Consider the following 21,915-nt stretch of genomic DNA (forward strand, 5'->3'; position numbering starts at 1 on the left):
GCTTGATGAGCAAAAAATAATTCAAAGAACAGTGGAGCGGCCATGCAACAGATCAGATCGCAAGTGACCGAGCGTAACGGCTTGTATGAACTCGAAGCCGGTAGCGACGTTCTCGACAGTCCCCGTTACAACCACGACATGGCACCGACCAAGCTGCATGAGCGAACCTGGAACAAATGGCACATCACCGCGCTGTGGATCGGCATGGCGATTTGTGTGCCGACCTACACCCTGGGCGGCGTGCTCACGGCGTATTTCGGGCTGACCGTGGGTGAGGCGCTGCTGGCGATCCTGTTTGCCAACATCATCGTGCTGATCCCGCTGACACTGAACGCTTTCCCCGGCACCAAATACGGCATTCCGTTTCCGGTGTTGCTGCGTTCCAGCTTTGGCGTTCTCGGTTCCAACATTCCCTGTCTGATCCGCGCCCTGGTGGCGTGTGGCTGGTTCGGGATTCAAACGATGTTCGGCGGGTTGGCCATTCACCTGTTCCTGGGCTCGGTGTTCGAGGGCTGGAAGTCGTTGGGCGGCACCGGTGAAGTCATCGGTTTTATGGTGTTCTGGGCGCTGAACCTGTGGGTGGTGATTCGCGGCGCCGAGTCGATCAAGTGGCTGGAAACCCTGTCCGCGCCGCTGTTGATTTTGGTCGGTGCGGGTTTGCTGGTGTGGGCGCTGCCGAATGTGTCGATGACCGAGTTGCTGGCGATCCCGGCCAAGCGTCCTGAGGGCGCGAGCGTGGCGGGTTACTTCGCCGCCGGCCTGACCGCGATGGTCGGTTTCTGGGCCACCTTGTCGTTGAACATCCCGGACTTCAGCCGTTACGCCAAAAGCCAGAAAGACCAGATCATCGGGCAGATTATCGGCCTGCCGCTGACCATGTTCCTGTTCGCCTCGCTGGGTGTGGTCATGACCGCCGCGTCGGTGAAACTGGTGGGCGTGACCGTCTCCGACCCGGTGACGCTGATCGGGCATATCCAGAGCCCGGTCTGGGTGGCGCTGGCCATGGCACTGATCATCATCGCCACGCTGTCCACCAACACCGCGGCCAATATCGTCTCGCCGACCAACGATTTCCAGAACGTCGCGCCCAAGTTGATCAACCGTACCAAAGCGGTGTTGCTCACCGGGGTGGTGGGGCTGGTGTTGATGGCGCATGAACTGCTGAAAAAACTTGGGTTGATTGTTTCGGACCTGAGCCTGGAAACGGTCTATTCGAACTGGCTGCTGGGGTATTCCAGCTTGCTCGGGCCGATTGCCGGAATCATGGTGGTGGACTATTTCCTGATCAAGAAACAGCAACTGGATCTGGCCGGGTTATATCGCGATGACGTGTACCCGGCGTGGAACTGGTTCGGTTTTATCGCGTTCGGTGTGCCGGTGGTATTGACGCTGTTGTCGCTGGGCAGCGATGCGTTCAGCTGGTTCTACAGCTACGGCTGGTTTACCGGCTCGGCGTTGGGCGGGGTGATTTATTACGGGTTGTGCTCGTTGCGGCCTAGCCCATCCGTGGCGAAATCTGCGGTGTAAGTGATGGCCCCATCGCGAGCAAGCTCGCTCCCACTGGTTTTTTGTGAGCACTGAAAATTCCCTGTAGGAGCCAGGCTTGCCCGCGATGGCGGCCTTAAGAACACCCAGAAAATACCTGAATAACCTACAACAACTGCCTGAGGAGATCACCATGAACGCAGCCGTAGACGTTCTGCAATCCACCCATCAGCACATCAACCGCGACCGCCTGTGGCAATCCCTCATGGAGCTCGCCAAACTCGGCGCCACGGTCAAGGGCGGCGTCTGCCGCCTGGCCCTGACGGACCTCGACCGCCAGGCCCGCGACATTTTCGTCAACTGGTGTGAAGAGGCCGGCTGCACCGTCAGCGTCGACGCCGTCGGCAACATCTTCGCCCGCCGTCCGGGCCGCAACCCGAGCCTGCCACCAGTCATGACCGGCAGCCACATCGACACCCAGCCCACCGGCGGCAAGTTCGATGGCTGCTTCGGCGTGCTGGCCGGCGTCGAAGTGCTGCGCACCCTCAACGACCTGAACATCGAAACCGAAGCGCCGCTGGAAGTCGTGGTCTGGACCAACGAAGAAGGCTCGCGCTTCGCCCCGTGCATGATGGGCTCCGGGGTCTTCGCCGAAAAATTCACCCTCGAGGAAACCCTGGCCAAGGTCGACGCCGAAGGCATTACCGTGGGCCAGGCACTCAACGCCATTGGTTACGCCGGTCCGCGTCAGGTCAGCGGGCATGCGGTCGGCGCTTATTTTGAAGCCCACATCGAGCAAGGCCCCATCCTCGAAGACGAACACAAAACCATCGGCGTGGTGATGGGCGCGCTCGGCCAGAAGTGGTTTGACCTCAAACTGCGCGGCGTCGAAGCCCACGCCGGCCCGACCCCGATGCACCTGCGCAAGGACGCCCTGGTCGGTGCCGCCGTGATCGTCGGTGCGGTCAACCGCGCCGCGCTCGGCCACCAACCCCACGCCTGCGGAACCGTCGGCTGCCTGCAAGCCTACCCCGGCTCACGCAACGTCATCCCCGGCGAAGTGCGCATGACCCTCGACTTCCGTCACCTGGAGCCGGCACGCCTGGACTCGATGATCGCCGAAGTCCGCCACGTCATCGAAACCACCTGCGATGAACACGGCCTGACCTTCGAACTCACCCCCACGGCAGACTTCCCGCCGCTGTACTTCGACCCAGGCTGCGTCGACGCGGTACGCAACGCCGCTCAAGGCCTGGGCTTGTCGCACATGGACATCGTCAGCGGAGCGGGGCACGACGCAATCTTCCTCGCCGAACTCGGTCCCGCCGGGATGATCTTCGTGCCGTGCGAAGGCGGTATCAGCCACAACGAAATCGAAAACGCCGCGCCGGATGATTTGGCGGCGGGGTGTGCGGTGTTGTTGCGGGCGATGCTGGCGGCGTCGGCGGCGATTGCCAGCGGTGAACTGGCGGCCTGAAACACCTGACGTGCGCTGAAAAAATCAGCGCACGTCACAAACCCCAATCCTCAATCGTCATCCTGTTGAACCCTTTAAACAGTGGAGCAACACGATGTCGTCCAACACCCAACCGGTCAACTTGCTGCAATCGATCCCACAGGTTTTCGAAAGCCTGACTCAGGTCCACGTCACCCTCGATAACCACGACCTGGCACCCACCCTCAAACACCTGATTCATCTGCGCGCTTCGCAGATCAACCAGTGTGGTTTCTGCGTGAAAATGCACACCCGCGAAGCCCGTGAGGCCAATGAAAGCAACGAGCGTCTCGACCGCTTGATCGTCTGGCGCCACGTCAGTGATTTCAGCGCCGCCGAATGCGCTGCGCTGGCCTGGACCGAAGCCCTGACCGTGCTCGATGAAAAGACCGATTACGCCCGTTTGCGCGGTGACTTGCGTGAGCACTTCACTGACGCGCAGATCGGTGCCTTGACGGCCGAGATCGGCATGATCAACCTGTGGAACCGTTTGCAGGTGTCGAGGCACTGATCGATGAATTGCGCTGAAAACGCCGCCGCTGTGTTCGAGCAACGTCGGCCCTTTTTGCTCGGTCTGGCGTACCGCATTCTCGGCTCACGCGCTGAAGCCGAGGATGTCGTGCAAGAGCTGTTCATCAAATGGCTGGAGGCTGATCGGGCCTCCATTGCCACGCCGGCCGCCTGGCTCACCACAGCGTGCACCCGGCACTGCATTGATCTGCTGCGGTCGGCGCACAAGTCGCGGGTCGATTACATTGGCACCTGGCTGCCGGAACCGATTCACACCACCCATCAGGATTCACCCGAGCACATGCATGAACTGGCCTCGTCGCTGTCCACGGCGTTCCTGTTGTTGCTCGAACGGCTGACCCCCAAGGAGCGTGCGGCGTACCTGCTCTACGAAATATTCGACATGGATTACGCGCACGTCGCGGATGCGGTCGGGGTTCAGGAAGCGGCTTGCCGAAAACTGGTGTCCCGGGCCAAAACCAGCCTCGGCGCCGGGCACGCGCGCTACCAACCGGAGCCGATGCGTCAGGATCAACTGTTGAACGCCTTCCACAGCGCCATCGCCAGCGGCTCGACCACAGCGTTGACCGCGATGCTGAGCGAAGACGTCGAACTTTGTGCGGACAGTGGTGGCAAGGCCTCGGCCATCCGCGAAACCCTGCTGGGCATTACCCGCGTTGCTGATTTCATTGGCCAGTCGCTGCACGCCTATTGGCAGACCTGCGAATGGTTGCCGATGGAAATCAATGGGGCCCAAGGTGTGATCATCAAGGCTGACGGGGTTATCACAGCGTCAATGACCTTCGGTTTTGACGAGGCGGGGTGCGTGAGCCGGATTTTCATCATGCGTAATCCGGACAAGCTGGCGGGGTTACAGAATTCGTTGCACTTGCAATAACCGGCCCAACGGATACCTACAAAAACCTGTGGGAGCGAGCTTGCTCGCACACAGGTTCTTTGCACGATCCCGCTTCTGCGTGGTCGTAATCTTCACTGGGCGCCGTGCATGGGTGCCGCTAAATGTGTGGAGATCCAATGAGTCAGGACGTCCTGAGCACCGAAACCAATCGTCGCCAGTTGCAACAGATTATTGCCGGTTTGTCCGACGGCGTGATTCTGCTGGAACTCGATCAGACGATCCTCTGGGCCAATGACGCCGCGCTGGCCATGCACGGTGTCGAGCAGATCAACGAACTGGGCGCCAATGCCCGGGAGTACGCCAAGCGCTTCGCCTTGCGCTATCGGAACAATCACCCGGTGCCGAAGGACAATTACCCGGTCAGCCGCGTCGCCCGGGGCGAAACGTTCAGCGATGTGCTGGTTGAAGTGAGTCCGACCGACGATGAAGAGCACATGTGGGTGCACCGGGTGCGCAGCTTGGTGGTGGCCGACAGCGCCGGTGAGCCGGAGTCGCTGGTGCTGATCATGGACGACGTCACCGAATGGGCCAGCGCCGAGCAGCGTTTCGAAAAGACCTTCAACGCGAACCCGGCCCCGGCGGTGATTTGTCGCCTCAGCGATTTGCGTTACATCAAGGTCAACGGCGGTTTCCTGGAGATGACCGGTTTTACCCGCGATCAGGTGATCGGCGTGTCGACTTATGAATTGGACATCCTCGAAGGCGCCGAAAAGAAAGACCTGGCCATCGAGCGTCTGCGCGAGCACGCCACGATTCCACAGATGCAGGCCGAGCTGCGCTTGGCTGACGGTGGCAGCAAACAGGTGATCGTTGCGGGGCAGCCGCTGGAGTTGAACGAAGAAGACTGCATGCTGTTTTCGTTCGTCGACATGGAGCCCCGGCACAAAGCCGAAATTGCCCTGCGCCAGAGCGAGGAGCGCTTCGCCAAGGCCTTTCGCCTGACACCGGTGCCGACGCTGGTGTGCAGCGCGCAGGATCAGGTGGTGATCGACGTGAACGAGGCCTTTCTCGACACCCTCGCGTATCCCAGCGAGGAAGTGCTCGGCAAGACGCTCGCGGAGATCGACTTCATCGACGACAAGGCCGCACGCACGCAGCTGTTTGCAGCGCTGGAGAAGGCCGGAAGCCTGGACCGCGTCGATGTCAGGATCCGCAAAAAAGACACGCTCCTGATTGACTGCACGATCTCGGCTGACACCGTGAATATTCAGGACAGTCCTTGTTACCTGCTGGTGTTGATGGACATCACCGAACGCAAACGCACCGAGCTTGAACTGGTCGCGGCGATCGAGGAGGTGATGAAAGACGCTTCCTGGTTCAGCCGTACGCTGATCGAAAAACTCGCCAACGTGAAAAGCGTCAACTCGCCGAAGTTACCCAGCGTGTCCTTCACCGACCTGACCGCTCGCGAGCGCGATGTACTCGGCCTGATCTGCGAGGGACTGGCCGACAAGGAGATCGCCGTGCGCCTGAAACTGGCGCTGAACACGGTGCGCAACCACGTGTCGACGGTGTATTCCAAGCTTGGCGTTCACAGTCGCAGCGAGGCGATTGTCTGGTCCCGCGAGCGCGGATTGTTCTCCAGTGAATGGCGCCCCAAGGGCCAGCGCTAGGGTGCAAATGCACTAGTGGAGGCAGTGCAAATGGACGTGTTGGGACCAGACGCCAGTCCTTAGGCTGTAAGGGTGCGAAAAGGGGGCTTTGACCCCTTCGCGTCCTCTACGAAACAGCTCAAGGAATTGCCCTATGCGTCGCCCACTTAATTTCGTTTCTATCGACGAGGTTGCCAGCCAGCTTAAGGGGGAATCGCAATGATTTACCTGACGCAATTGCGTGCGCTGCTGGAGCAGCACTTTTCACCACGCGCCTGCGAATGCAGCGTGTCGGGAGACAACTCGGTGACGGTAAAGCTGTATCACCCGGAGTCGGGTGAGGTTGACCTGGTGGTCAGCGGGTTGAAGGTGTCGAGCCTAAATTCGCCACAAGCGCTGGCGTCGCTGATTGAAGAGCTGCGTTACGAGTTGCAGAGCAATAGTTTGCATCACCCAGGCGAGAATCAATAAGAGCTGTCGTTTTTCGGGGTAAAAATCGGCTTGAGTGGCTTATTTGCTGGCATTGGCCGGTGACTGGGCTATAAGAAATGCGAGGGTAAAATTTTCTGTGACCGGTCCGCGACTTCGCGGTGTTGTCGTCGAGTCGCGGAAAACATCGATTACTTACCGCAGGTCAGCCTATGAACAGTCTTGGAAAACGTGCTTTTTCGCCGCTGTCGCTTGCCTTCTGCATTGCGATCCTCAGCGGCTGCTCCAGTCCACCGCCTCCGCCGCCACCGTTACCCCCGGTAGAACGCCACTGCGAAACCATCGACAAGACCGAAGTGTTGGGTGATGCGAGAGCGGAGGGGGAAGTGAAGCGGATGACCACGACCACGCGCTGCATTACCCAATAGACCCCAAACACAGAACCTGTGGGAGCCGAGCTTGCTCCCACAGGGTTTGTGGTGTGCCAACCCTTAACAGGGTTGCTGACGAATCAAATCAGGACAAGTACCCACCGTCCACATTCAACGAAACCCCAGTGGTGTAGCTCGACGCCTCACTCGCCAGGTACAGCACCGCGCCGGCCATTTCACTCGGATCAGCAACACGCTTGAGCGGAATCTGCTGCAACGCGGTTTTCAGAATCGCATCGTTCTTGACCAGTGCCGAGGCAAACTTGGTGTCGGTCAGGCCTGGCAGCAGGGCGTTGCAGCGGATGCCGAACTGTGCGCATTCCTTGGCGAATACTTTGGTCATGTTGATCACGGCGGCCTTGGTCACCGAGTAGATGCCCTGGAAGATACCCGGCGAGACGCCGTTGATCGAGGCGACGTTGATGATGCTGCCGCCACCGTTTTCGCGCATGATTTTGCCGGCTTCCACCGACATGAAGAAGTAGCCGCGGATGTTGACGTCGACGGTTTTCTGGAAGGCGCTGAGGTCGGTGTCCAGCACGTTGCAGAACTGTGGGTTGGTCGCTGCGTTGTTGACCAGAATGTCGAGACGGCCGAACTGTTCCTTGATACCGGCGAAGACCTGGCTGATCTGCTCCATTTCACCGATGTGGCAAGCGACGGCGGTGGCTTTGCCGCCGGCGGCGATGATCGCGTCGGCCACATGCTGGCAACCGTCGAGCTTGCGGCTCGAGACGATGACGTGGGCGCCTTGCTGGGCCAGGAGTTTGGCGATGGCTTCACCGATGCCACGGCTGGCGCCGGAAACGAAAGCGATCTTGCCGTCGAGGTCGAACAACTGAGTCTTGGACATGGGGTTCTCTTATGGAAAGTCTTGTTATTGGGCCAGGCGCGTAATCAAAGGCTGGATTTCTGGATGACTTGCAGGCTCATTTGCTCCAGCAGTTTGTTCATGTGAATGAACTGCGCGAAGCGTTTGTCCTGGGTCTGACCATGGAAGAAGCGGTAGTAGATTTGCTGCACGATACCGGCCAGGCGGAACAGGCCGTAGGTGTAGTAGAAGTCGAAATTGTCGATCTGGATGCCCGAACGTTCAGCGTAGTAGTCGACGAATTCACGGCGGGTCAGCATGCCCGGTGCATGGCTGGGCTGGCGGCGCATCAGTTGCACCGGTGCCGGGTCGCTGGCTTCGATCCAGTAGGCGAGGGTGTTGCCCAGATCCATCAGCGGGTCGCCGAGTGTGGTCAGTTCCCAGTCGAGCACACCAATGATCTGCATCGGGTTTTGCGGGTCGAGGATCACGTTGTCGAAGCGATAGTCGTTGTGGACGATGCTGGACGTCGGGTGATCGGCCGGCATTTTGTCGTTGAGCCACGCTTTGACCACGTCCCACTGTGGCGCGTCCGGGGTCAGGGCTTTCTCGTAACGATCACTCCAGCCTTTGATCTGGCGGGCGACATAACCTTCGGGTTTGCCGAGATCACCCAGGCCGTAGGCGGTGTAGTCGACACGGTGCAGTTCAACGAACTTGTCGATGAAGCTTTTGCACAGGGCCTCGGTTTTTGCCGAATCCAGACCCAGTTCCGGCGGCAGTTCGGAGCGCAGGATGATCCCGTTGACCCGTTCCATCACATAGAACTCGGCGCCGATCACCGATTCGTCGGTGCAGTGCACGTAGGCTTTGGGGCAATACGGGAAGCCGTCCTTGAGCTGGTTGAGAATGCGGAATTCACGGCCCATGTCGTGGGCGGACTTGGCCTTGTGGCCAAATGGCGGCCGACGCAGGACAAATTCCTGTTCGGGGTATTCCAGCAGGTACGTCAGGTTCGATGCGCCGCCGGGAAACTGGCTGATCTGCGGCAAACCACTGAGGCCCGGAATGTGTGCCTTGAGGTACGGATCGATCAGGCTGGCATCAAGTTCTTCGCCAGAGCGGATACGGGTGGACTGGTCAGTAAGCGCCATGCTTATCCCTTCTGGTTATTTTGGAGGCCTGCGACTATTGGCTAATCTAATCCGCGCACCCGGCACCCACAACCATGAACGGCCCTTATAGGTGAGCGTGTTGCCGGGCAATCATTGCTTTTGATACACCTGTTTGAATGAACTTCAAATCGCAGCGCTGCTCAGCGATGACGGCAGTTCGATGGGGGTCAAGACCGGGTGGCCGGAGAAGAACGCCATCAGATTGCGTCCCACCAGTTCGACAGTGCCTTGAGTCGCCTCCGGGGACAAACCCGCCACATGAGGCGTCAGGATCACGTTGGCCAGCGACTTGAGCGCCTCCGGCACATGCGGTTCGGCATCGAACACGTCCAGCGCGGCCCCGGCAATGCGTCGTTGTTCAAGCGCACTGATCAGGTCGGTGCTGACGATCACGCTGGCGCGGGCGATGTTGACGAGGAACCCGTTGGGCCCCAAGGCGTCGAGGACTGGCTTGTTGATCAAATGTCGGGTGCCTATGCCGCCAGGGGTCGCGATGATCAGGAAATCCGAGGTGCGCGCCAGTTCGGTGGGCGTTGAGCAGAAGGTGTACGGCACATCGCTGCGATGCTGGCGGTTGTGGTAACTGACCGTCATGTCGAAGCCATTGGCGGCGCGTTTGGCGATGGCCATGCCGACGGCGCCGAGGCCCAGGATGCCCAGGCGCTTGCCGGCCAGGGAAGGGCGCATGATCTTCGGCCACTCACCACGACGCACTGCCGCATCACAGCGGGGGATGTCACGCACCAGCGCGAGCAGCATGGCCATGGCGTGGTCGGCGACTGATGAGGCATTGACGCCGGCACCGTTGGTCACCGTGATGCCGCGGTCAGCGGCGGCCTGCAGGTCGACGTGTTCGTACCCGGCACCGATGACGCAAATAATCTTGAGATTGGGCAAGGCGGCGATTTCATCGGCGTAAAGACCCAACGGGCCGCGTGTCAGCACAGCATCGATCTGCGCTCCATGACGGCTGATGGCCGCCGCGCGTTCGGCGGGTGTGGGGGCAAGAATCAGGTGAAAACCCTGATGTTCGAGAATCGGCAAGTAATCATTGATGGTTTCAACCAGTACCAGAACGGTTGCAGGCATGCTGCGCTCCTGTGGGCATCGAAATTGTCGGGGCTCGAACGTTGCTTCAGATTGCGGACTCCCGAACAGTTTAGCAACGGCCAACAGTCGCACACGCGGATGTTCAGTTTGATGAACCTTTTGACGTCAGAAAGGTGCGGGCGGCGTCGAGAATTTCATCCGATACGGCCTCACCGCGGGTGGCGCGGGCGAGGGTCAGGGCGCCCACCATCAGCGAGTACTCCACCAGTGCCTGTTGCCGATCGGCATCGACATCGCCCGAATCGAGCAGCGAACCATAGGCTTTCAGCAGCCGGTTGAGCCCCTCCATGAAGGTCTGGCGCAAACCACTGTCGGTCGCTTCGTGGCACATGTCCCCGGCAAAAGCCGCCACCGGGCAGCTGTCACCCGGGTTGTCGCGGCTGGCTGGCGACAGGTAAGGCTCGATCAGCGCACGACGGGCGGCGTCGTTGTCGTCGACATGGGCGGCGATCCGTTCCCGCCAGCGTTCAGCCGATTGCTCGAACGCCCGACCACTGGCTTCCTGCGCCAATGCCTCCTTGGACTCGAAATGCCCATAGAAGCCGCCATGGGTCAGGCCTGCGGCGCCCATGACGTCGACGACACTGATGCCGTGTACGCCTCGCTCGCGAAACAGCCGCGTGGCGGCCTCGACGATGATTTCGCGGTTGAGGTCGGCTTGCTTGCGGGAAACTCGCGGCATCAGTGGCTCACAGGTATGAAAGGTGGGGAATCAAAGGGCGTATTGGGCAATCCCGTTGCCGAACGACCAGTTCTCTTTTTTAACTTCCACCAGATTGATGAACACATCCTCCAGGCGTACCGCCAGCTCGCGATTCAGGCTCTCGGCGATGGTTTTGTAGAGCAGCTTTTTCTTCTCGTCCGTCCGGCCTTCGCTCAGCGTGATCTGGATGATCACCAGATTGTCGGTGCGGTTGATGCCCAGGTATCCAGGGTCGAAGATGAAATGGTGTTCATCGTGTTCCGTCAGGATCTGGAAGTTATCGTTCTCCGGTACGGCAATGGCGCTGTGCATGGCCGCGTAAATCAGCTGGCCGACGCGTTTGGCGAAGGTAGGGTCTTGGTGTTTTTTGATGTCGACACGAACCAGTGGCATGGGATGTCTCCAGAAAAAAGGCCGGTCAGTTAAAAATACATGACGGAGGTCCTTTATCAAGTCAAAGCTGTCATCTGGCGATGAAACATCCACAGGCTTGGCGTTGTTGGCATGTCGAGGTCGCCGGCCTGCTTGTTGGGTCTCGGCGCCAGGCGCCACTCGCCTCAAACACCGGCCGTGCGCCCCTCGACTTGCGGCGAGGGACCTTCGGCGTTTTGATCCATAAAAAGACCGTCCCGTGAACGGGAACGGTCAACACGAAGCGGTTCTACTATGGTGCGGGCGGTGCAGTTTGGGCTCAGCGCTGCCTGAGCATCTGCAGGGAGCGCGTCATGTCGACCGCCCAGCCGTCCAGCACGGCCTTGACGTCCTGGGCGTGCATCGTCTGGGCATCGTTCTCCAGGTCCTTGCCGGTGCCTTTGCGCACCACTTCGGCGACCGTGCGCCGACTACCGCCGTCGAGGAATGCCGCCTCGCTGGCCAGGCGGGTTTGTTGGTCGCGAATGCCGGTGGCGCTACTCACCTGGGCGGCCACGAACATCAGTGGCAGGTATTCGTACGGGCGCAGGTCCTTGTCCGAGGCTTCGACGGCGGTGATCGCGGGGCGCACCACCAGGGTGCCCGGCCCTGGCTGGGCGGCCAGCGGCAGGACCTTGGCGAGTTCGCGCTGCAGCGCCTGGTCATAGTAGCGGGTGATGTCCCGCAGCGTGTCCTGCGAAATCTTCTCGCTGGGCGGCGGTTGCGGGTAGAGCCGGCTCGGCTCGATGTAGACGCTGGTATAGCGCTTCGCGTCGAGGCCGTCGTCGAGCCAGTACAGCACCTCCGTGCCGGACGCCGACTTGCCCTGTTTCAGCACGCTGTAGTCCTTGAGGAACCCCGAATACTGCTCGGGCTCGACGTACTTGCTGGCGCAGCCGGAGAGGGCGAGGGCGGCCACACAGAGTGAGGCCGCCAGACACTTCGATTTCATGGTGTTGCTCCTTGGGGGCGATTACGGAAGGGCGTTGCGGGGTGGCTCAGAACAGCACCGAGAGGACGATGCGGCCGAGCCAGCCATCGACGCCATCCTCGTTACGTTCCACGGCCTCGCCATAGGTCATCTTCAGCGAGCTGGTGCGGTTGAGGTTGACGCCGGCGGTCACGCCGAGCGACAGCGAGCGCTGCTGGTTATCGTCGTCGACACCATCGGTGCGGGTTTCACCGCCGCGCCAGAACAGCGCGTCGGCGGACGCCCAAAAGGCTGGGCCGAAGTTGTGGGTGAGGTGCGCCTCGCCACCGTATAAGGGCTTCTGGCTACTGCGGTCGGCGCCGTAGGGCGAGTCGTTGTCGCCATAGACAATAACCGCTGGTAGCAGCTCGAAGGTGGTCAACGACGGATCGAGATAGGACTCGCCCAGGGCATAGGACGTCGGCAGGCCCAGCTCGAGGGCATAGCGGTGGGTGCCGAGATTCACCGCCTTGTGCGAGTCGTACTCGCCGGTGGGCAGGAACAGCTTGCCGAGTACGCCCAGGGAGAAGCCCGGCCGTTGTTGGACGTACTGCTCCGGTGTCAGCGCAGGCGAACCGATCAGGCCGTAGGCAATGCCCAATTGCGCATCGCCCAGGCCCTTGCTGGTGCTCGTGATGTCTTGCCCAGGCAGCTTGACCGTCGCCTTCACCTCACCGTACGGGAGCACGCCGAACAGCGCCGTTGCATGGCCGCCCACATCGAATACCTCGGTGTACTGGACGACGCCCACCTGCACGTCGACATCGCTGCCGCGGATCACCGATCCGGGCATGGTGGACTGGTTGCCATGGGTGACGATGCCGTAGGCGGTGAGCATCTGCGTACCTACGGGGGCGAGCTGATAGGCGCGGGCTCCGTCGTCAGCGGCGTGGGCCGCGGCGAGCGGGAACAGCAGCGACAGGCTCAGCAAAGCGATCTTGGTGTGCGGATACATGCGTTTTCCCGGAGCCGTCACAGCTGCGATTTGGCAGCGGGGAAGGTCCAGCGACCGTCGAGGATCTCCGCGCGCGGCCGGTACAGGCGCACCACGTAGTTCCAGCCGGGTGTCACCGCCAGGCAGTTCGCCGTGGAGGGTTCGCAACCGCCGAACTGCACGGTGACGACGCCATTGGCGTCCTTGCGCGCGGTCAGGTTGTTCAGCGACACCGCGCCGGGGCCGTTCTTCTCGAAGTAGCCGGCGCCGTTGTACACGCTGATCGACCAGAAACCGTCTACCGGCACGTCGCGGACCCTCAGGCGGTGCACGGTGTGTCCGTCGTTGCGTTGGGGATAGACACTGACGTATTTCGCCGCGTACTCGGGGTTGCCGCCCCAGCCGGTGGCGGTGCCCAGCAGGTGGGCAATGGGGTTCACCTGCTCTCGCGTGCCGAAGCGCACGCCGTCGCCGCCAAGGGCGCTCAACGTGTTCAGCGCGTCACGCACCTTGTCCTGCGAGGCACTGTCCCAATGGGCTGGCTCGTATTGTCCCTTGCCGGCCTGGCGGACACTGATCGCGTCTTGCAGCTTCTGCGCGGCACGGATGTCGTTCTGGTCTTCGGGGTTGGCGAGGGTCCGCACGATCACGTAGACGTAGCGTGTGCCTACCTGGTCGCGATTGTAGGTATGCGGGCCGGGGGTATAGGTGACGTCGGTGACGTAGTGGTCCTGGGAGAACACCTGCATCGACATGAAGCGCTGGCCGGCGTCGGGCAGGGAAAGGGTGACGGGCCCGGCATCCAGGTCGAACACGCCCGAGGAGTAGAGGGTGTCGCGGTTCATGCGCACCACGGTCTGCTTGTCCTGCGGCGTGGGTTCGCGGTCGTGCAGCAACCGGCCGAAGCCGCCTTCGCGGACGGTCTTGGCGAAATACTGATCCGTTTCGGCACGGATGAAGTTGAGGGCATTGACTTTGGTCGGGGTTTCGCCGGCCTGTACAAGAGGGGCGCCCAGGCCGAGCACGAGGCTTGCGGCGAGGAGGGTGCGACGAGAGGGAAACCGCATGAATCGCTCCGTGAAGATTGGCGGAATAAAGCACGCGAGTTTGAGAAGCGCCAGATCGCCAAACAACTCCGCAGCGGACAAAAAGTTGACCCGGAGGGTGGCGTCAGGAATTCCCCGAGGCGGCCTCGGTAATCCCTGAGCGAGCCACCCCGCAGGTCAATTGCCGACGCTGGATTCGAGCGCCTGCAGCGCCTCGCGCAGTTGCCGGAAGCTATCCTCGACGGTGTCGAACGAGGGCGTCTCGGAACGGCTCTCGCGCTCCAGTGCCTCGCAGCATTCGACGATGGTGCTTGCCGCGATCATCTGCGCAGGCCCCTTGATCCGGTGCGCGAGATCGGAGATGGCGGGCAAGTCGCGCTGCTCGATGCGCGCCTGCAGCGCGAGCAGGTCGGCTCGGCTGGTCTGCACCATGGACTGCACCAGCGCACGCATGAGTTCGGCATCGTAGTTGGCGAAGGCAGGCTTGGGCGCGGGTGAGGGGGGCGAAGGCTCGGCGGGGAACAGGCGGGCCAGGCAGTCCTGCAGGTCGTCCAGACTCAGTGGCTTGAACAGGCAGGCATCCATGCCGGCGGCCAGGCATTTCTCGATTTCCTCCTGCTGCGCATTGGCGGTGTAGGCGACGATGGGGCAGCGCGGCGTGCCCGTCTCCGCTTCCCGTGCACGGACCTGCCGGGCTAAGTCGTAGCCATTCAGGTTGGGCATGTTGCAGTCGGTGATGATCAGGTCGACCGCGGCGCCATCAAGCACTGCCAGCGCGGCGTAGCCGTCCTCGGCCTCCAGGAGCGAGTGGCCCATGTGCTGTAGTTGCTGGGTGACCAGCAGCCGATTGGTCGGGTGGTCGTCGACCACCAGCACGCGCAACGGTCTGGCGGGGCCGGTCCGGAGGCTGGCCTGGGGAGCCGCCGTTGCTTCAATCTGCGCATCCGTGGCCAGGGGCAGCGGCAGCTCCAGGTGTACGACGGTGCCCTCGCCCAGGGTGCTTTCCAGGTACAACTGGCCGCCCATCATTTCGCTGATGGAGCGGCAGATCGACAGTCCCAGCCCGGTTCCGCCGCGCGCCGCATGGCCCGGGGCGACGACCTGGGTGAAAGGGGCGAACAGGCGGTCCTGATCGGCGGCGCTGATGCCGATGCCGCTATCGCGCACGCTCAGGTGCAGCAGGATCGCGTCCTGTCCGGCGGGGCGGGTACTGGCGCTGATGCCGACGCTGCCTTCGTCGGTGAACTTGATGGCGTTGCTCAGCAGGTTGGAAAGCACCTGCTTGAAGCGCAGCGCATCGACGGACACGCAGCGGCGCACGCTGTCGTCCAGCGCCAGGTCCAGTTGCAGGCCCTTCTGCTTGGTCAGCCCGTCGAAGACCCGGACCACCGAGAGGATCAGTTCGCCGAGGTGTTCCGCCGCGGGTTTCAGGGTCATGTTGCCGGCCTCGATCTTGGAGATGTCGAGGATGTCGCCAATCAGTTCGAGCAGGCCGTGGGAGGAGTCGTAGGCCACCTCGATCGCCTTGCGGTCGGTCTGGCCGGCATCCAGCTTGCGTAACGCCAGTTCGAGCATGCCGATGATGGCGTTCATCGGCGTACGGATCTCGTGGCTCATGGTCGCCAGGAAGGTGCTCTTCACCCGGCTGGCCTGGTCGGCCTGTTCCTTGGCCGAGCGCAGCGCGTCGACCAGACGCAGGCGCTCGCTGATATCGATCAGGCCGCCGATGATGCCGCGGATCTCGCCTTCGGCATTGCGGTATGGGTGGATCCAGTGGAAGAGGTGGTGGACGGCGCCATTCACGTGCAGTTCACGGTCGCTCTCCTGGGCCGCCCCGCTGGCGATCACCTGTTCGTACTCACGCTCGAGCATCCGCTGCTCTTCGGCGGGCAGCGTGGTGATCGCCCGGGTGGGTTGGCCGATCACCTGTTCCCGGGACATCTGAGTGAGCTCCAGGAGCTTGTCGTTGCAGCTCAGCAGGTTGCCGTCGCGGTCGCGGACATACACCGGCTGGGGAATGCCGTTGATCAGCGACTGCTTGAACGCCAGCTGCTCAGCCAGCGCCGCCTCGGCCCGTTCGCGCTGGCGGATCTGTCGGCGCAGGTAGATGGCCCAGAGCAGGGTGAGGGCGAGGAAGGCTGCCGAGGCGATCAGCATCTGCAGGAACAGCGGCTTGTAGCGTTGCCAGGTGGTTTCCGTCTGCGCGGCGTTGGTACGCCAGCGGGTGGCGAGGGTATTGATCTCGTTGGGCGGAACCTGCAGCAGGACCTGGTCCAGGACGCCGATCAGGGTCGGGTCCGGGCTGGCGAAGGCGAGCAGGGCATCGGGCGCATCGACCAGCCCGCCGATACGCAGATTCGGGCTGTTGAGGACATTGAGCAGGTACTGGGCCGTGGTGATGCCGGCGACGGTGAGGTCGGCATCGCCGACAGCCACCGCTCGCAGCGACTCGCGCAGGCTGTCGGTACCGACCAGTTGCAGATCCGGATGACGGGTGTGGAAGAAGCTTTCCAGCGGGTGGCCGCGAGACAGCGCCAGGCGCCGTGGCGTGCTGCCGTCCGAGTCTCCATCGGTGCGGCCGATGTAGACATAGGCGCCGGCGACGAACGGGTGGGTGTAGTGCAGGCCGGGTATGTGGCTGGTAGGCGAGGTGACGACCAGTTGGGTCTTGCCAGTCGCCAGGTCCTGGGTCATCTCGCTGGTTTGGGCATGCCGGCGCAGCTCGAATCGGATGCCGGTCTGCGACGTGGCTATGTTCAGCAGGTCGGCCACCAGGCCGCTGTAGCGGCCGTACTCGTCGTAAAAGGAAATGGGCGGCAAGTCCTCGACGGCGCCGAAGACGATCGATGGGTGGCGGGCCAGCCAGTTCGTCTGCAACGAGGTGAGGTGCAACTGGGTATCCGCGCCGAAGTCCACGCCGCCGATCCAGCGCCGGGCAATTTCCTCACGGCGGTCCTCGGTGATGCCGGCCAGGACAGCGTTGATTGCATGCAGCAACAGGCCGTCATCGTCGCGCACGGCGAAACCGATGCCGCGCAGCGGAGGTATCCGGTAGGCCAGCGGACGAATGTAGTTGTAGTAGCTGCGATTGATCACGTAGCCGGCGCTCAGTGAATTGCCAAAGTACAGGTCCAGGTTGCCGAACGCGACGGCGGCGATGGCCTGTTCATCGGTCTTGAAGAAATGCAGGTTGGCCCCGGGGAACAGCTGCTTCGCCTGGTCGGGGGGCAGGTAGCCGGCCCTCATCGCGATGGAGACGCCCACCAGGCGATCGAGCTGGCGCAGCTCGTTGGTGCGATTGAAGAGGTGGGGACTGTCCTGGCTGTAGGCGTCGCTGAGCCGGGCCCGGTGGCCGGCGACCTGCTCGGGCGTGATGGTGCTGAGCAGGTCGATCTCGCGCCCGGACAGTGCCGCGAAGGCGTCTTCGAGACTGTCGAACGGGCGTATCTTCACCTCGACGCCCAGGGTGTCCTTCACGATGGCCAGGTAGTCCGCCGACAGGCCTTCGTAGGCCCGCCCGTCGGTGGTGATGTCGAAGGGGCGGAAATCCGGCCGGACCACGCCGACGACGATCCGTTGCCGGGCGGACATGAGTTGCAGGGTCAGCGGATCGTTCAGCGCAAGGCGGTAGTGCGTGCGGGCCAGCAGTTCGAGTTCGTCGGCGCCGGCGAGGCTGGCGGCAAGGGCGACGGCGAGGAACAGAAGTGGGCGAAACAGTCGTTTCATCGTCAGTCCTACAGGCGAGCGAGTGGGAGGCTGTCGTCCGAGGCCATCGCTCGGCGAGCGAGCGCCGAAGCCAGCATCAGGCCAAGCCGTTGCGCCGTGCGCAGTCCACCAGTTCAACGTTGTTGCCCACGCTGAGCTTTTGCATGATCCGCGATTTGTAGGTGCTCACGGTCTTGTCGCTGAGCAGCATGGTGGTGGCGATGTCCTTGATCTTCACGCCGCGGACGATGGCCTGCAGCACCATCATTTCGCGGTCGGTCAGCGAGCCGAAGGCCTCTTTTTCGTTGTTGTGTTCGCGATCGTAGAGGGCGTCCCGCGGGAAAAAACCGTAGCCGGCGGCCACCGCCTTCACCGCGCTGACCAGCTCCTCCAGGTTGTCGCTCTTGTTGATGTAGCCGGACGCGCCGGCGTTCATGCAGCGGCTGGCGAAGAGCGAGGAGGGCCGCGAGGTCAGCACCAGGGTGTCGATGCGCAAGCCGATGCTGCGCATGCGGCCGATGACGTCCAGCCCGTCGAGCAACGGAATGCCGATGTCGATGATGGCGATGTCCGGCATCGCCTCGCGGGCCAGCTTGATCGCGTCGATGCCGTTGTCGGCCTCCGCGACTATCTGGTGACCCTCGCGCTCCAGGATCACCCTGACCGCCAGACGTACAGTGGGATGATCGTCGACAATCATTATCTTACTCATGGTTACCTCGAAGGCTGCACGCCAATTCAATTTAATCCAACTCACTTTAATCCAACCCGCCGCAACGGGTAGGGGAACACTGCATATTTTCTCGGATTATCCCGCGTGCTGAAAGGCGATTTCCCGGAATAGGGAAAACCCTACAAGGGCTTAGGGGAAGTCTGTTCCGGGTATTGTGTAGCTTTGCCGGCATGCAACCTATGGGGACAAATCATGCAAACCGGCAAGGTCATTCTGCTCGAGGACAATCGTTTTCAGCGTGCCGTCCTGCGCGCCACGCTCGGGTTGATCGGCGTTACCGACGCGCTGGAAGCGGGCGATGGGGCGGAGGCGCTTGCGCTGTTGCGTGCCTGTGGTGGTGTGCGTCTGGTGATCTGCGATCTGCAGATGGCAGGCATGGATGGCCTGGCCTTCCTTCGGCGCGCCGCGCAAGAGCGGCTGGTGGAAGCGGTGATCATCTGCAGCGATATCGAGCCCTCGCTACGCTGTGGCGTCGCCGCCATGGTGGCGGGGCTGGGGCTCGCCTATATCGGTGACCTGGGCAAGCCGTACACGCTGCGCAAGATCGCTGCGCTGATGGAACGTGCAGCGGCAAGCACCCCCCACCCGGCTGTGGTGTCTGGCGTACCGCCTGCACAGCCCGGGTTTGCCGAAGTGCGGCGTGCCCTGCTGGAGGATGAGTTCGAACCTTTCTTTCAGCCCAAGCGCGACATCCAGCTCAACCGCGTCGTCGGCGTCGAAGTGCTGGCGCGCTGGCGTCATCCGCAGCAGGGGCTGCTCGGCCCGGCGGCGTTCCTGCCGGTCATCGAGGCGTACGGCTTGCTCGACGAACTGTTCTGGGCAATGTTCCTGCCTAGCCTGAAGTTCCAGTGTTCCCTGCGTCAGCGCGGTATTCACCTGCCCATGGCGTTTAACGTTCACACCGCGCAACTGGAATCGCAGCATCTGGTCGAGCGCATTCGTGCCGCGCTGGCCGAACATTGGCTGCCGCCGGGCGCCATCACCCTGGAACTGACCGAGACCGGCGAGATCGCCGACCTGCCCGCCGCCCAGGAAGCGCTGCTGCGCCTGCGCATGCTCGGCTGCAAGGTGTCGATGGACGACTTCGGCTTGGGCTTTTCGTCGTTGAACCGGTTGTGCGAGCTGCCGTTCAACGAGGTGAAGCTCGATGCTGCCTTCATTCGCGCCAGCGATCTGCAGCCACGTAGCGTGGAGGTTATCCGGTCCGCGGTGGACATGGCGCGCGCCATGGGCGTCGAGCTGGTGGTGGAGGGCGTCGAGACGCCGGCGCAACTGGCCTTGCTGTGCTCGCTCGGTTGCCGCTATGCCCAGGGCTATCTGCTTGGTCGGCCGATGGCGGCGATCGATATCGCGGCGATGGCTGAATTGACGGCCGACGTGTTGCCCGAATTGCTCCAGCAGTGACGAGTCAGCCCAGCACCGGGCGCCCTGGCGCAAGGGGTGCGGCGCCCGGTCCTGGCACCTTTTTCCGCACTCGTGCCGGCGGTGCTGCCCGTCGCGAACCCGAGTGCCTTTGCAGATGAACAATGAATACCGATGCCGCGTATCCGTCGGCACGGCCATTTTCTTTAGGGCTCAGTTGGGCCGCAACCGAGGGGAATCATGCGTTTCGCAAAAACCATCATGGTCATGCTCTTTCTGTCCGGTGCCACGATCGTCACGGCCGAACAGGGCGGTCTTCAGGAGGACGCCGGAGGCGCTCGCGGGGAGCGTGAGGAGGGGCGGGGCGGGCAGCCCGACCTGTCCCTGCGCGGCGCGCTTGCCAAGCTACGGCGGGACGAAGCGAAGCAAAATCGGCTTCAGCGCCTGAATCGCCAGGCCGATGTCGAGGCGGGCTTCGCCCTCGGTCAGACGGTGGGCGCTACCGTCGAGTCCTCCTGGCAGGGGGGTGTCGATCTGCATGCTGACTTTCGTGAGGCGGATGCTATTCGTGGCATCGCTGCGGAGCAGGACGGCGCCTCCTCCTACCGGGGCTTCTGATGGGGCGGGGGGTGGAAGGGGTTGAACAGGCCGTCGGGTCGCGGGAAGGCGGACTGGGCTTTTTCCTGATGACGATAATGAGTTTTTTTCTGATGACGATATTGCGCGTTTTTCTGATGACGATATTGCTGTTCCTGCTGCTGTGCTGAGCGGTAATGCGCGGCGAGTTGCCCGCCGATCTCATCGGTTTCACATCGCCGGTGTCGATGGTTGTTTTATCCATGTTTTAGGCGCTGCGCAATCACTCCGCAGTCTGCTGGGGATGACGTTTTTTAGCGAGTGACCAACGGCTTTTCGAAATTTACAAGAAATGGGAGTAGGTATGCGTTTGTCGAAATTAATTTCCACGATTGTTCTGCTGTCCGGTTCGGCCTTTGCTCTAGCCGACAGCGGCCTGTTTGTCGGCGGCGGCATTGCCCGCTTCGAGGTCGACGAGCGCGAGCTCGACGATTCCGATGAGAGCTACAAGGTCTATGCAGGGTATCGCCTGAATGACTACCTGGCCTTCGAGGGCGCGGTGGTGGACTTTGGCGAACTAAGCGGCGGTCGCGAGAGTTTCAGCGGCCAATCAGCCCAGGCAAGTGCGCAACTGGGGTTCCCGCTGGGGCAGCGTATCCGTGTCTATGGCATCGCAGGGTTGCATGCCTGGCGCAGCGATGACGACGATGTTACTGGTTCGTCCGAGGACATGGACACCCTATATGGCTTCGGTGCCGAAGTGGATGTGGTCGGCGGACTGGGCCTGCGCCTGGAGCAGGTGGCCCTGAAGGTCGGCGATCTGGACGTCGACCAGACCACAGCGTCGGCCTACCTGCGCTTTTAACCGAGCGCAGGATGCTGCGCGGTTTCGTAAGAATGGTCATGCTCTTTCTGTCCGGTGCCACGATCTCCATGGCCGAACAGGGCAGTCTTCAGGGGGGGGCGGAGGCGCTCGCAGGGAGCGTGAGGAGGGGCGGGGCGGGCACCCCGACCTGTCCCTGCGCGCTTGCCAAGCTGCGGTGGGACGAAGCGAAGCAAAATCGGCTTCAGCGCCTGAATCGCCAGACCGATGTCGAGGCGGGCTTCGCGCTCGGCCAGGCGGTAGGCGCTACCGTCGAGTCCTCCTGGCAGGAGGGTGTCGATCTGCATGCTGACTTTCGTGAGGCAGATGCTATTCGTGGCATCGCTGCGGAGCAGTCGGTGCCTCCACCTTTTGGGTCTTCTGATGAGCCCGCGCGCGGAAGAAACCGCCCAGACCGCCCAGCCGCAGGAGGGCGGGTAGTGTTTCCTGTTGATGTCGGTGGTGCTGTTCCTGCTGCTGTGCTGGGTAGCGGACACTTCGCTCCGGCGAGGCCTCCGATGATTCGGATGGGGGGGGGGTTAGCGTTCAGTGGGGCGGCTCCCCATTGTCCGCTTTTTTGAGTACTTCGGATTTTTCGCGGTTGTCCGATTAGGGATTTCCCTACTTGTCATTCAGGGGGGCTGCACGGAGTGTTG

General features: G+C 62.1%; 20 protein-coding genes. 9 read left to right on the top strand and 11 right to left on the bottom strand.

Annotated features, from left to right (window positions below; all coding sequences use genetic code 11):
- Nucleotides 1-42 precede the first annotated feature (42 nt).
- The 6 genes from D882_RS0111140 to D882_RS0111165 all read left to right on the top strand — a co-directional run bounded on the left by D882_RS0111140 (nt 43) and on the right by D882_RS0111165 (nt 6,472).
- Complete coding sequence (locus D882_RS0111140; RefSeq protein WP_027923314.1) at nt 43-1,527, top strand: NCS1 family nucleobase:cation symporter-1; 1,485 nt, start codon at nt 43-45, stop codon at nt 1,525-1,527.
- Nucleotides 1,528-1,678: 151 nt separating this feature from the next.
- Entirely contained in the window at nt 1,679-2,962 is a 1,284-nt protein-coding gene (locus D882_RS0111145) for a Zn-dependent hydrolase (protein WP_027923315.1), read from the top strand.
- A gap of 94 nt (nt 2,963-3,056) precedes the next feature.
- Entirely contained in the window at nt 3,057-3,491 is a 435-nt protein-coding gene (locus tag D882_RS0111150) for a carboxymuconolactone decarboxylase family protein (RefSeq protein ID WP_027923316.1), read from the top strand.
- A gap of 3 nt (nt 3,492-3,494) precedes the next feature.
- Nucleotides 3,495-4,388 carry an RNA polymerase sigma factor SigJ gene (gene sigJ, locus D882_RS0111155; RefSeq protein WP_027923317.1) on the top strand — a complete coding sequence of 298 codons (894 nt, stop codon included), beginning with the start codon at nt 3,495-3,497 and terminating at the stop codon, nt 4,386-4,388.
- A gap of 137 nt (nt 4,389-4,525) precedes the next feature.
- Nucleotides 4,526-6,022, top strand: coding sequence for a helix-turn-helix transcriptional regulator (locus D882_RS0111160; RefSeq protein WP_027923318.1), 1,497 nt, complete (start codon nt 4,526-4,528; stop codon nt 6,020-6,022).
- A gap of 198 nt (nt 6,023-6,220) precedes the next feature.
- The gene (locus D882_RS0111165; protein ID WP_027923319.1) at nt 6,221-6,472 is read left to right on the top strand and encodes a DUF1652 domain-containing protein; all 252 of its coding nucleotides are present in this window, start codon (nt 6,221-6,223) and stop codon (nt 6,470-6,472) included.
- A 474-nt stretch (nt 6,473-6,946) separates the two neighbouring features.
- Here the strand turns inward: D882_RS0111165 and D882_RS0111170 are convergent, their stop codons facing one another.
- The 10 genes from D882_RS0111170 to D882_RS0111215 all read right to left on the bottom strand — a co-directional run bounded on the left by D882_RS0111170 (nt 6,947) and on the right by D882_RS0111215 (nt 18,438).
- Nucleotides 6,947-7,714: an SDR family oxidoreductase gene (locus tag D882_RS0111170; protein ID WP_027923320.1), complete on the bottom strand. Its 768-nt coding sequence runs from the start codon at nt 7,712-7,714 to the stop codon at nt 6,947-6,949.
- Nucleotides 7,715-7,758: 44 nt separating this feature from the next.
- Complete coding sequence (locus D882_RS0111175) at nt 7,759-8,826, bottom strand: phosphotransferase family protein (RefSeq protein WP_027923321.1); 1,068 nt, start codon at nt 8,824-8,826, stop codon at nt 7,759-7,761.
- 144 nt (nt 8,827-8,970) lie between these two features.
- Nucleotides 8,971-9,936: a 2-hydroxyacid dehydrogenase gene (locus tag D882_RS0111180; RefSeq protein WP_027923322.1), complete on the bottom strand. Its 966-nt coding sequence runs from the start codon at nt 9,934-9,936 to the stop codon at nt 8,971-8,973.
- A gap of 103 nt (nt 9,937-10,039) precedes the next feature.
- Nucleotides 10,040-10,639 (bottom strand): TetR/AcrR family transcriptional regulator, encoded by a 600-nt coding sequence (locus D882_RS0111185; protein ID WP_027923323.1) that lies wholly within the window; start codon nt 10,637-10,639, stop codon nt 10,040-10,042.
- A 30-nt stretch (nt 10,640-10,669) separates the two neighbouring features.
- Nucleotides 10,670-11,053, bottom strand: coding sequence for a tautomerase family protein (locus tag D882_RS0111190; protein ID WP_027923324.1), 384 nt, complete (start codon nt 11,051-11,053; stop codon nt 10,670-10,672).
- 298 nt (nt 11,054-11,351) lie between these two features.
- Nucleotides 11,352-12,023 carry a DUF3313 domain-containing protein gene (locus D882_RS0111195; protein ID WP_027923325.1) on the bottom strand — a complete coding sequence of 224 codons (672 nt, stop codon included), beginning with the start codon at nt 12,021-12,023 and terminating at the stop codon, nt 11,352-11,354.
- A 46-nt stretch (nt 12,024-12,069) separates the two neighbouring features.
- Nucleotides 12,070-12,996: a transporter gene (locus D882_RS0111200; protein ID WP_027923326.1), complete on the bottom strand. Its 927-nt coding sequence runs from the start codon at nt 12,994-12,996 to the stop codon at nt 12,070-12,072.
- A gap of 17 nt (nt 12,997-13,013) precedes the next feature.
- Nucleotides 13,014-14,042, bottom strand: a complete 1,029-nt coding sequence (locus tag D882_RS01000000131000; protein WP_032833495.1) for a DUF1254 domain-containing protein — start codon at nt 14,040-14,042, stop codon at nt 13,014-13,016.
- Nucleotides 14,043-14,198: 156 nt separating this feature from the next.
- Nucleotides 14,199-17,747, bottom strand: coding sequence for an ATP-binding protein (locus D882_RS0111210; protein ID WP_032833496.1), 3,549 nt, complete (start codon nt 17,745-17,747; stop codon nt 14,199-14,201).
- Between the two features lie 76 nt (nt 17,748-17,823).
- Nucleotides 17,824-18,438, bottom strand: coding sequence for a response regulator transcription factor (locus D882_RS0111215; protein ID WP_027923328.1), 615 nt, complete (start codon nt 18,436-18,438; stop codon nt 17,824-17,826).
- A gap of 213 nt (nt 18,439-18,651) precedes the next feature.
- On the opposite strand from D882_RS0111215, the gene D882_RS01000000131005 reads away from it, so the two are divergent.
- The 3 genes from D882_RS01000000131005 to D882_RS0111235 all read left to right on the top strand — a co-directional run bounded on the left by D882_RS01000000131005 (nt 18,652) and on the right by D882_RS0111235 (nt 21,262).
- The gene (locus D882_RS01000000131005; protein ID WP_050590174.1) at nt 18,652-19,863 is read left to right on the top strand and encodes an EAL domain-containing protein; all 1,212 of its coding nucleotides are present in this window, start codon (nt 18,652-18,654) and stop codon (nt 19,861-19,863) included.
- Nucleotides 19,864-20,061: 198 nt separating this feature from the next.
- Entirely contained in the window at nt 20,062-20,439 is a 378-nt protein-coding gene (locus D882_RS01000000131010) for a hypothetical protein (RefSeq protein ID WP_032833497.1), read from the top strand.
- A 322-nt stretch (nt 20,440-20,761) separates the two neighbouring features.
- Nucleotides 20,762-21,262, top strand: a complete 501-nt coding sequence (locus D882_RS0111235) for an outer membrane beta-barrel protein (RefSeq protein ID WP_027923329.1) — start codon at nt 20,762-20,764, stop codon at nt 21,260-21,262.
- Here D882_RS0111235 and D882_RS1000000132670 read toward each other — a convergent pair.
- Complete coding sequence (locus D882_RS1000000132670) at nt 21,259-21,567, bottom strand: hypothetical protein (protein ID WP_155953722.1); 309 nt, start codon at nt 21,565-21,567, stop codon at nt 21,259-21,261. The genes D882_RS0111235 and D882_RS1000000132670 overlap by 4 nt on opposite strands.
- Between the last annotated feature and the right edge of the window lie 348 nt (nt 21,568-21,915).

Source organism: Pseudomonas sp. URMO17WK12:I12, assembly GCF_000514395.1.
GTDB lineage: Bacteria > Pseudomonadota > Gammaproteobacteria > Pseudomonadales > Pseudomonadaceae > Aquipseudomonas > Aquipseudomonas mucoides.

Excerpts from the sequence above, each read along its gene's own strand:
- D882_RS0111140 (WP_027923314.1), top strand. The coding sequence starts at position 43 with ATGCAACAGATCAGATCGCAAGTGACCGAGCGTAACGGCTTGTATGAA.
- D882_RS0111145 (WP_027923315.1), top strand. The coding sequence starts at position 1,679 with ATGAACGCAGCCGTAGACGTTCTGCAATCCACCCATCAGCACATCAAC.
- D882_RS0111150 (WP_027923316.1), top strand. The coding sequence starts at position 3,057 with ATGTCGTCCAACACCCAACCGGTCAACTTGCTGCAATCGATCCCACAG.
- sigJ (WP_027923317.1), top strand. The coding sequence starts at position 3,495 with ATGAATTGCGCTGAAAACGCCGCCGCTGTGTTCGAGCAACGTCGGCCC.
- D882_RS0111160 (WP_027923318.1), top strand. The coding sequence starts at position 4,526 with ATGAGTCAGGACGTCCTGAGCACCGAAACCAATCGTCGCCAGTTGCAA.
- D882_RS0111165 (WP_027923319.1), top strand. The coding sequence starts at position 6,221 with ATGATTTACCTGACGCAATTGCGTGCGCTGCTGGAGCAGCACTTTTCA.
- D882_RS0111170 (WP_027923320.1), bottom strand. The coding sequence starts at position 7,714 with ATGTCCAAGACTCAGTTGTTCGACCTCGACGGCAAGATCGCTTTCGTT.
- D882_RS0111175 (WP_027923321.1), bottom strand. The coding sequence starts at position 8,826 with ATGGCGCTTACTGACCAGTCCACCCGTATCCGCTCTGGCGAAGAACTT.
- D882_RS0111180 (WP_027923322.1), bottom strand. The coding sequence starts at position 9,936 with ATGCCTGCAACCGTTCTGGTACTGGTTGAAACCATCAATGATTACTTG.
- D882_RS0111185 (WP_027923323.1), bottom strand. The coding sequence starts at position 10,639 with ATGCCGCGAGTTTCCCGCAAGCAAGCCGACCTCAACCGCGAAATCATC.
- D882_RS0111190 (WP_027923324.1), bottom strand. The coding sequence starts at position 11,053 with ATGCCACTGGTTCGTGTCGACATCAAAAAACACCAAGACCCTACCTTC.
- D882_RS0111195 (WP_027923325.1), bottom strand. The coding sequence starts at position 12,023 with ATGAAATCGAAGTGTCTGGCGGCCTCACTCTGTGTGGCCGCCCTCGCC.
- D882_RS0111200 (WP_027923326.1), bottom strand. The coding sequence starts at position 12,996 with ATGTATCCGCACACCAAGATCGCTTTGCTGAGCCTGTCGCTGCTGTTC.
- D882_RS01000000131000 (WP_032833495.1), bottom strand. The coding sequence starts at position 14,042 with ATGCGGTTTCCCTCTCGTCGCACCCTCCTCGCCGCAAGCCTCGTGCTC.
- D882_RS0111210 (WP_032833496.1), bottom strand. The coding sequence starts at position 17,747 with ATGAAACGACTGTTTCGCCCACTTCTGTTCCTCGCCGTCGCCCTTGCC.
- D882_RS0111215 (WP_027923328.1), bottom strand. The coding sequence starts at position 18,438 with ATGAGTAAGATAATGATTGTCGACGATCATCCCACTGTACGTCTGGCG.
- D882_RS01000000131005 (WP_050590174.1), top strand. The coding sequence starts at position 18,652 with ATGCAAACCGGCAAGGTCATTCTGCTCGAGGACAATCGTTTTCAGCGT.
- D882_RS01000000131010 (WP_032833497.1), top strand. The coding sequence starts at position 20,062 with ATGCGTTTCGCAAAAACCATCATGGTCATGCTCTTTCTGTCCGGTGCC.
- D882_RS0111235 (WP_027923329.1), top strand. The coding sequence starts at position 20,762 with ATGCGTTTGTCGAAATTAATTTCCACGATTGTTCTGCTGTCCGGTTCG.
- D882_RS1000000132670 (WP_155953722.1), bottom strand. The coding sequence starts at position 21,567 with ATGCAGATCGACACCCTCCTGCCAGGAGGACTCGACGGTAGCGCCTAC.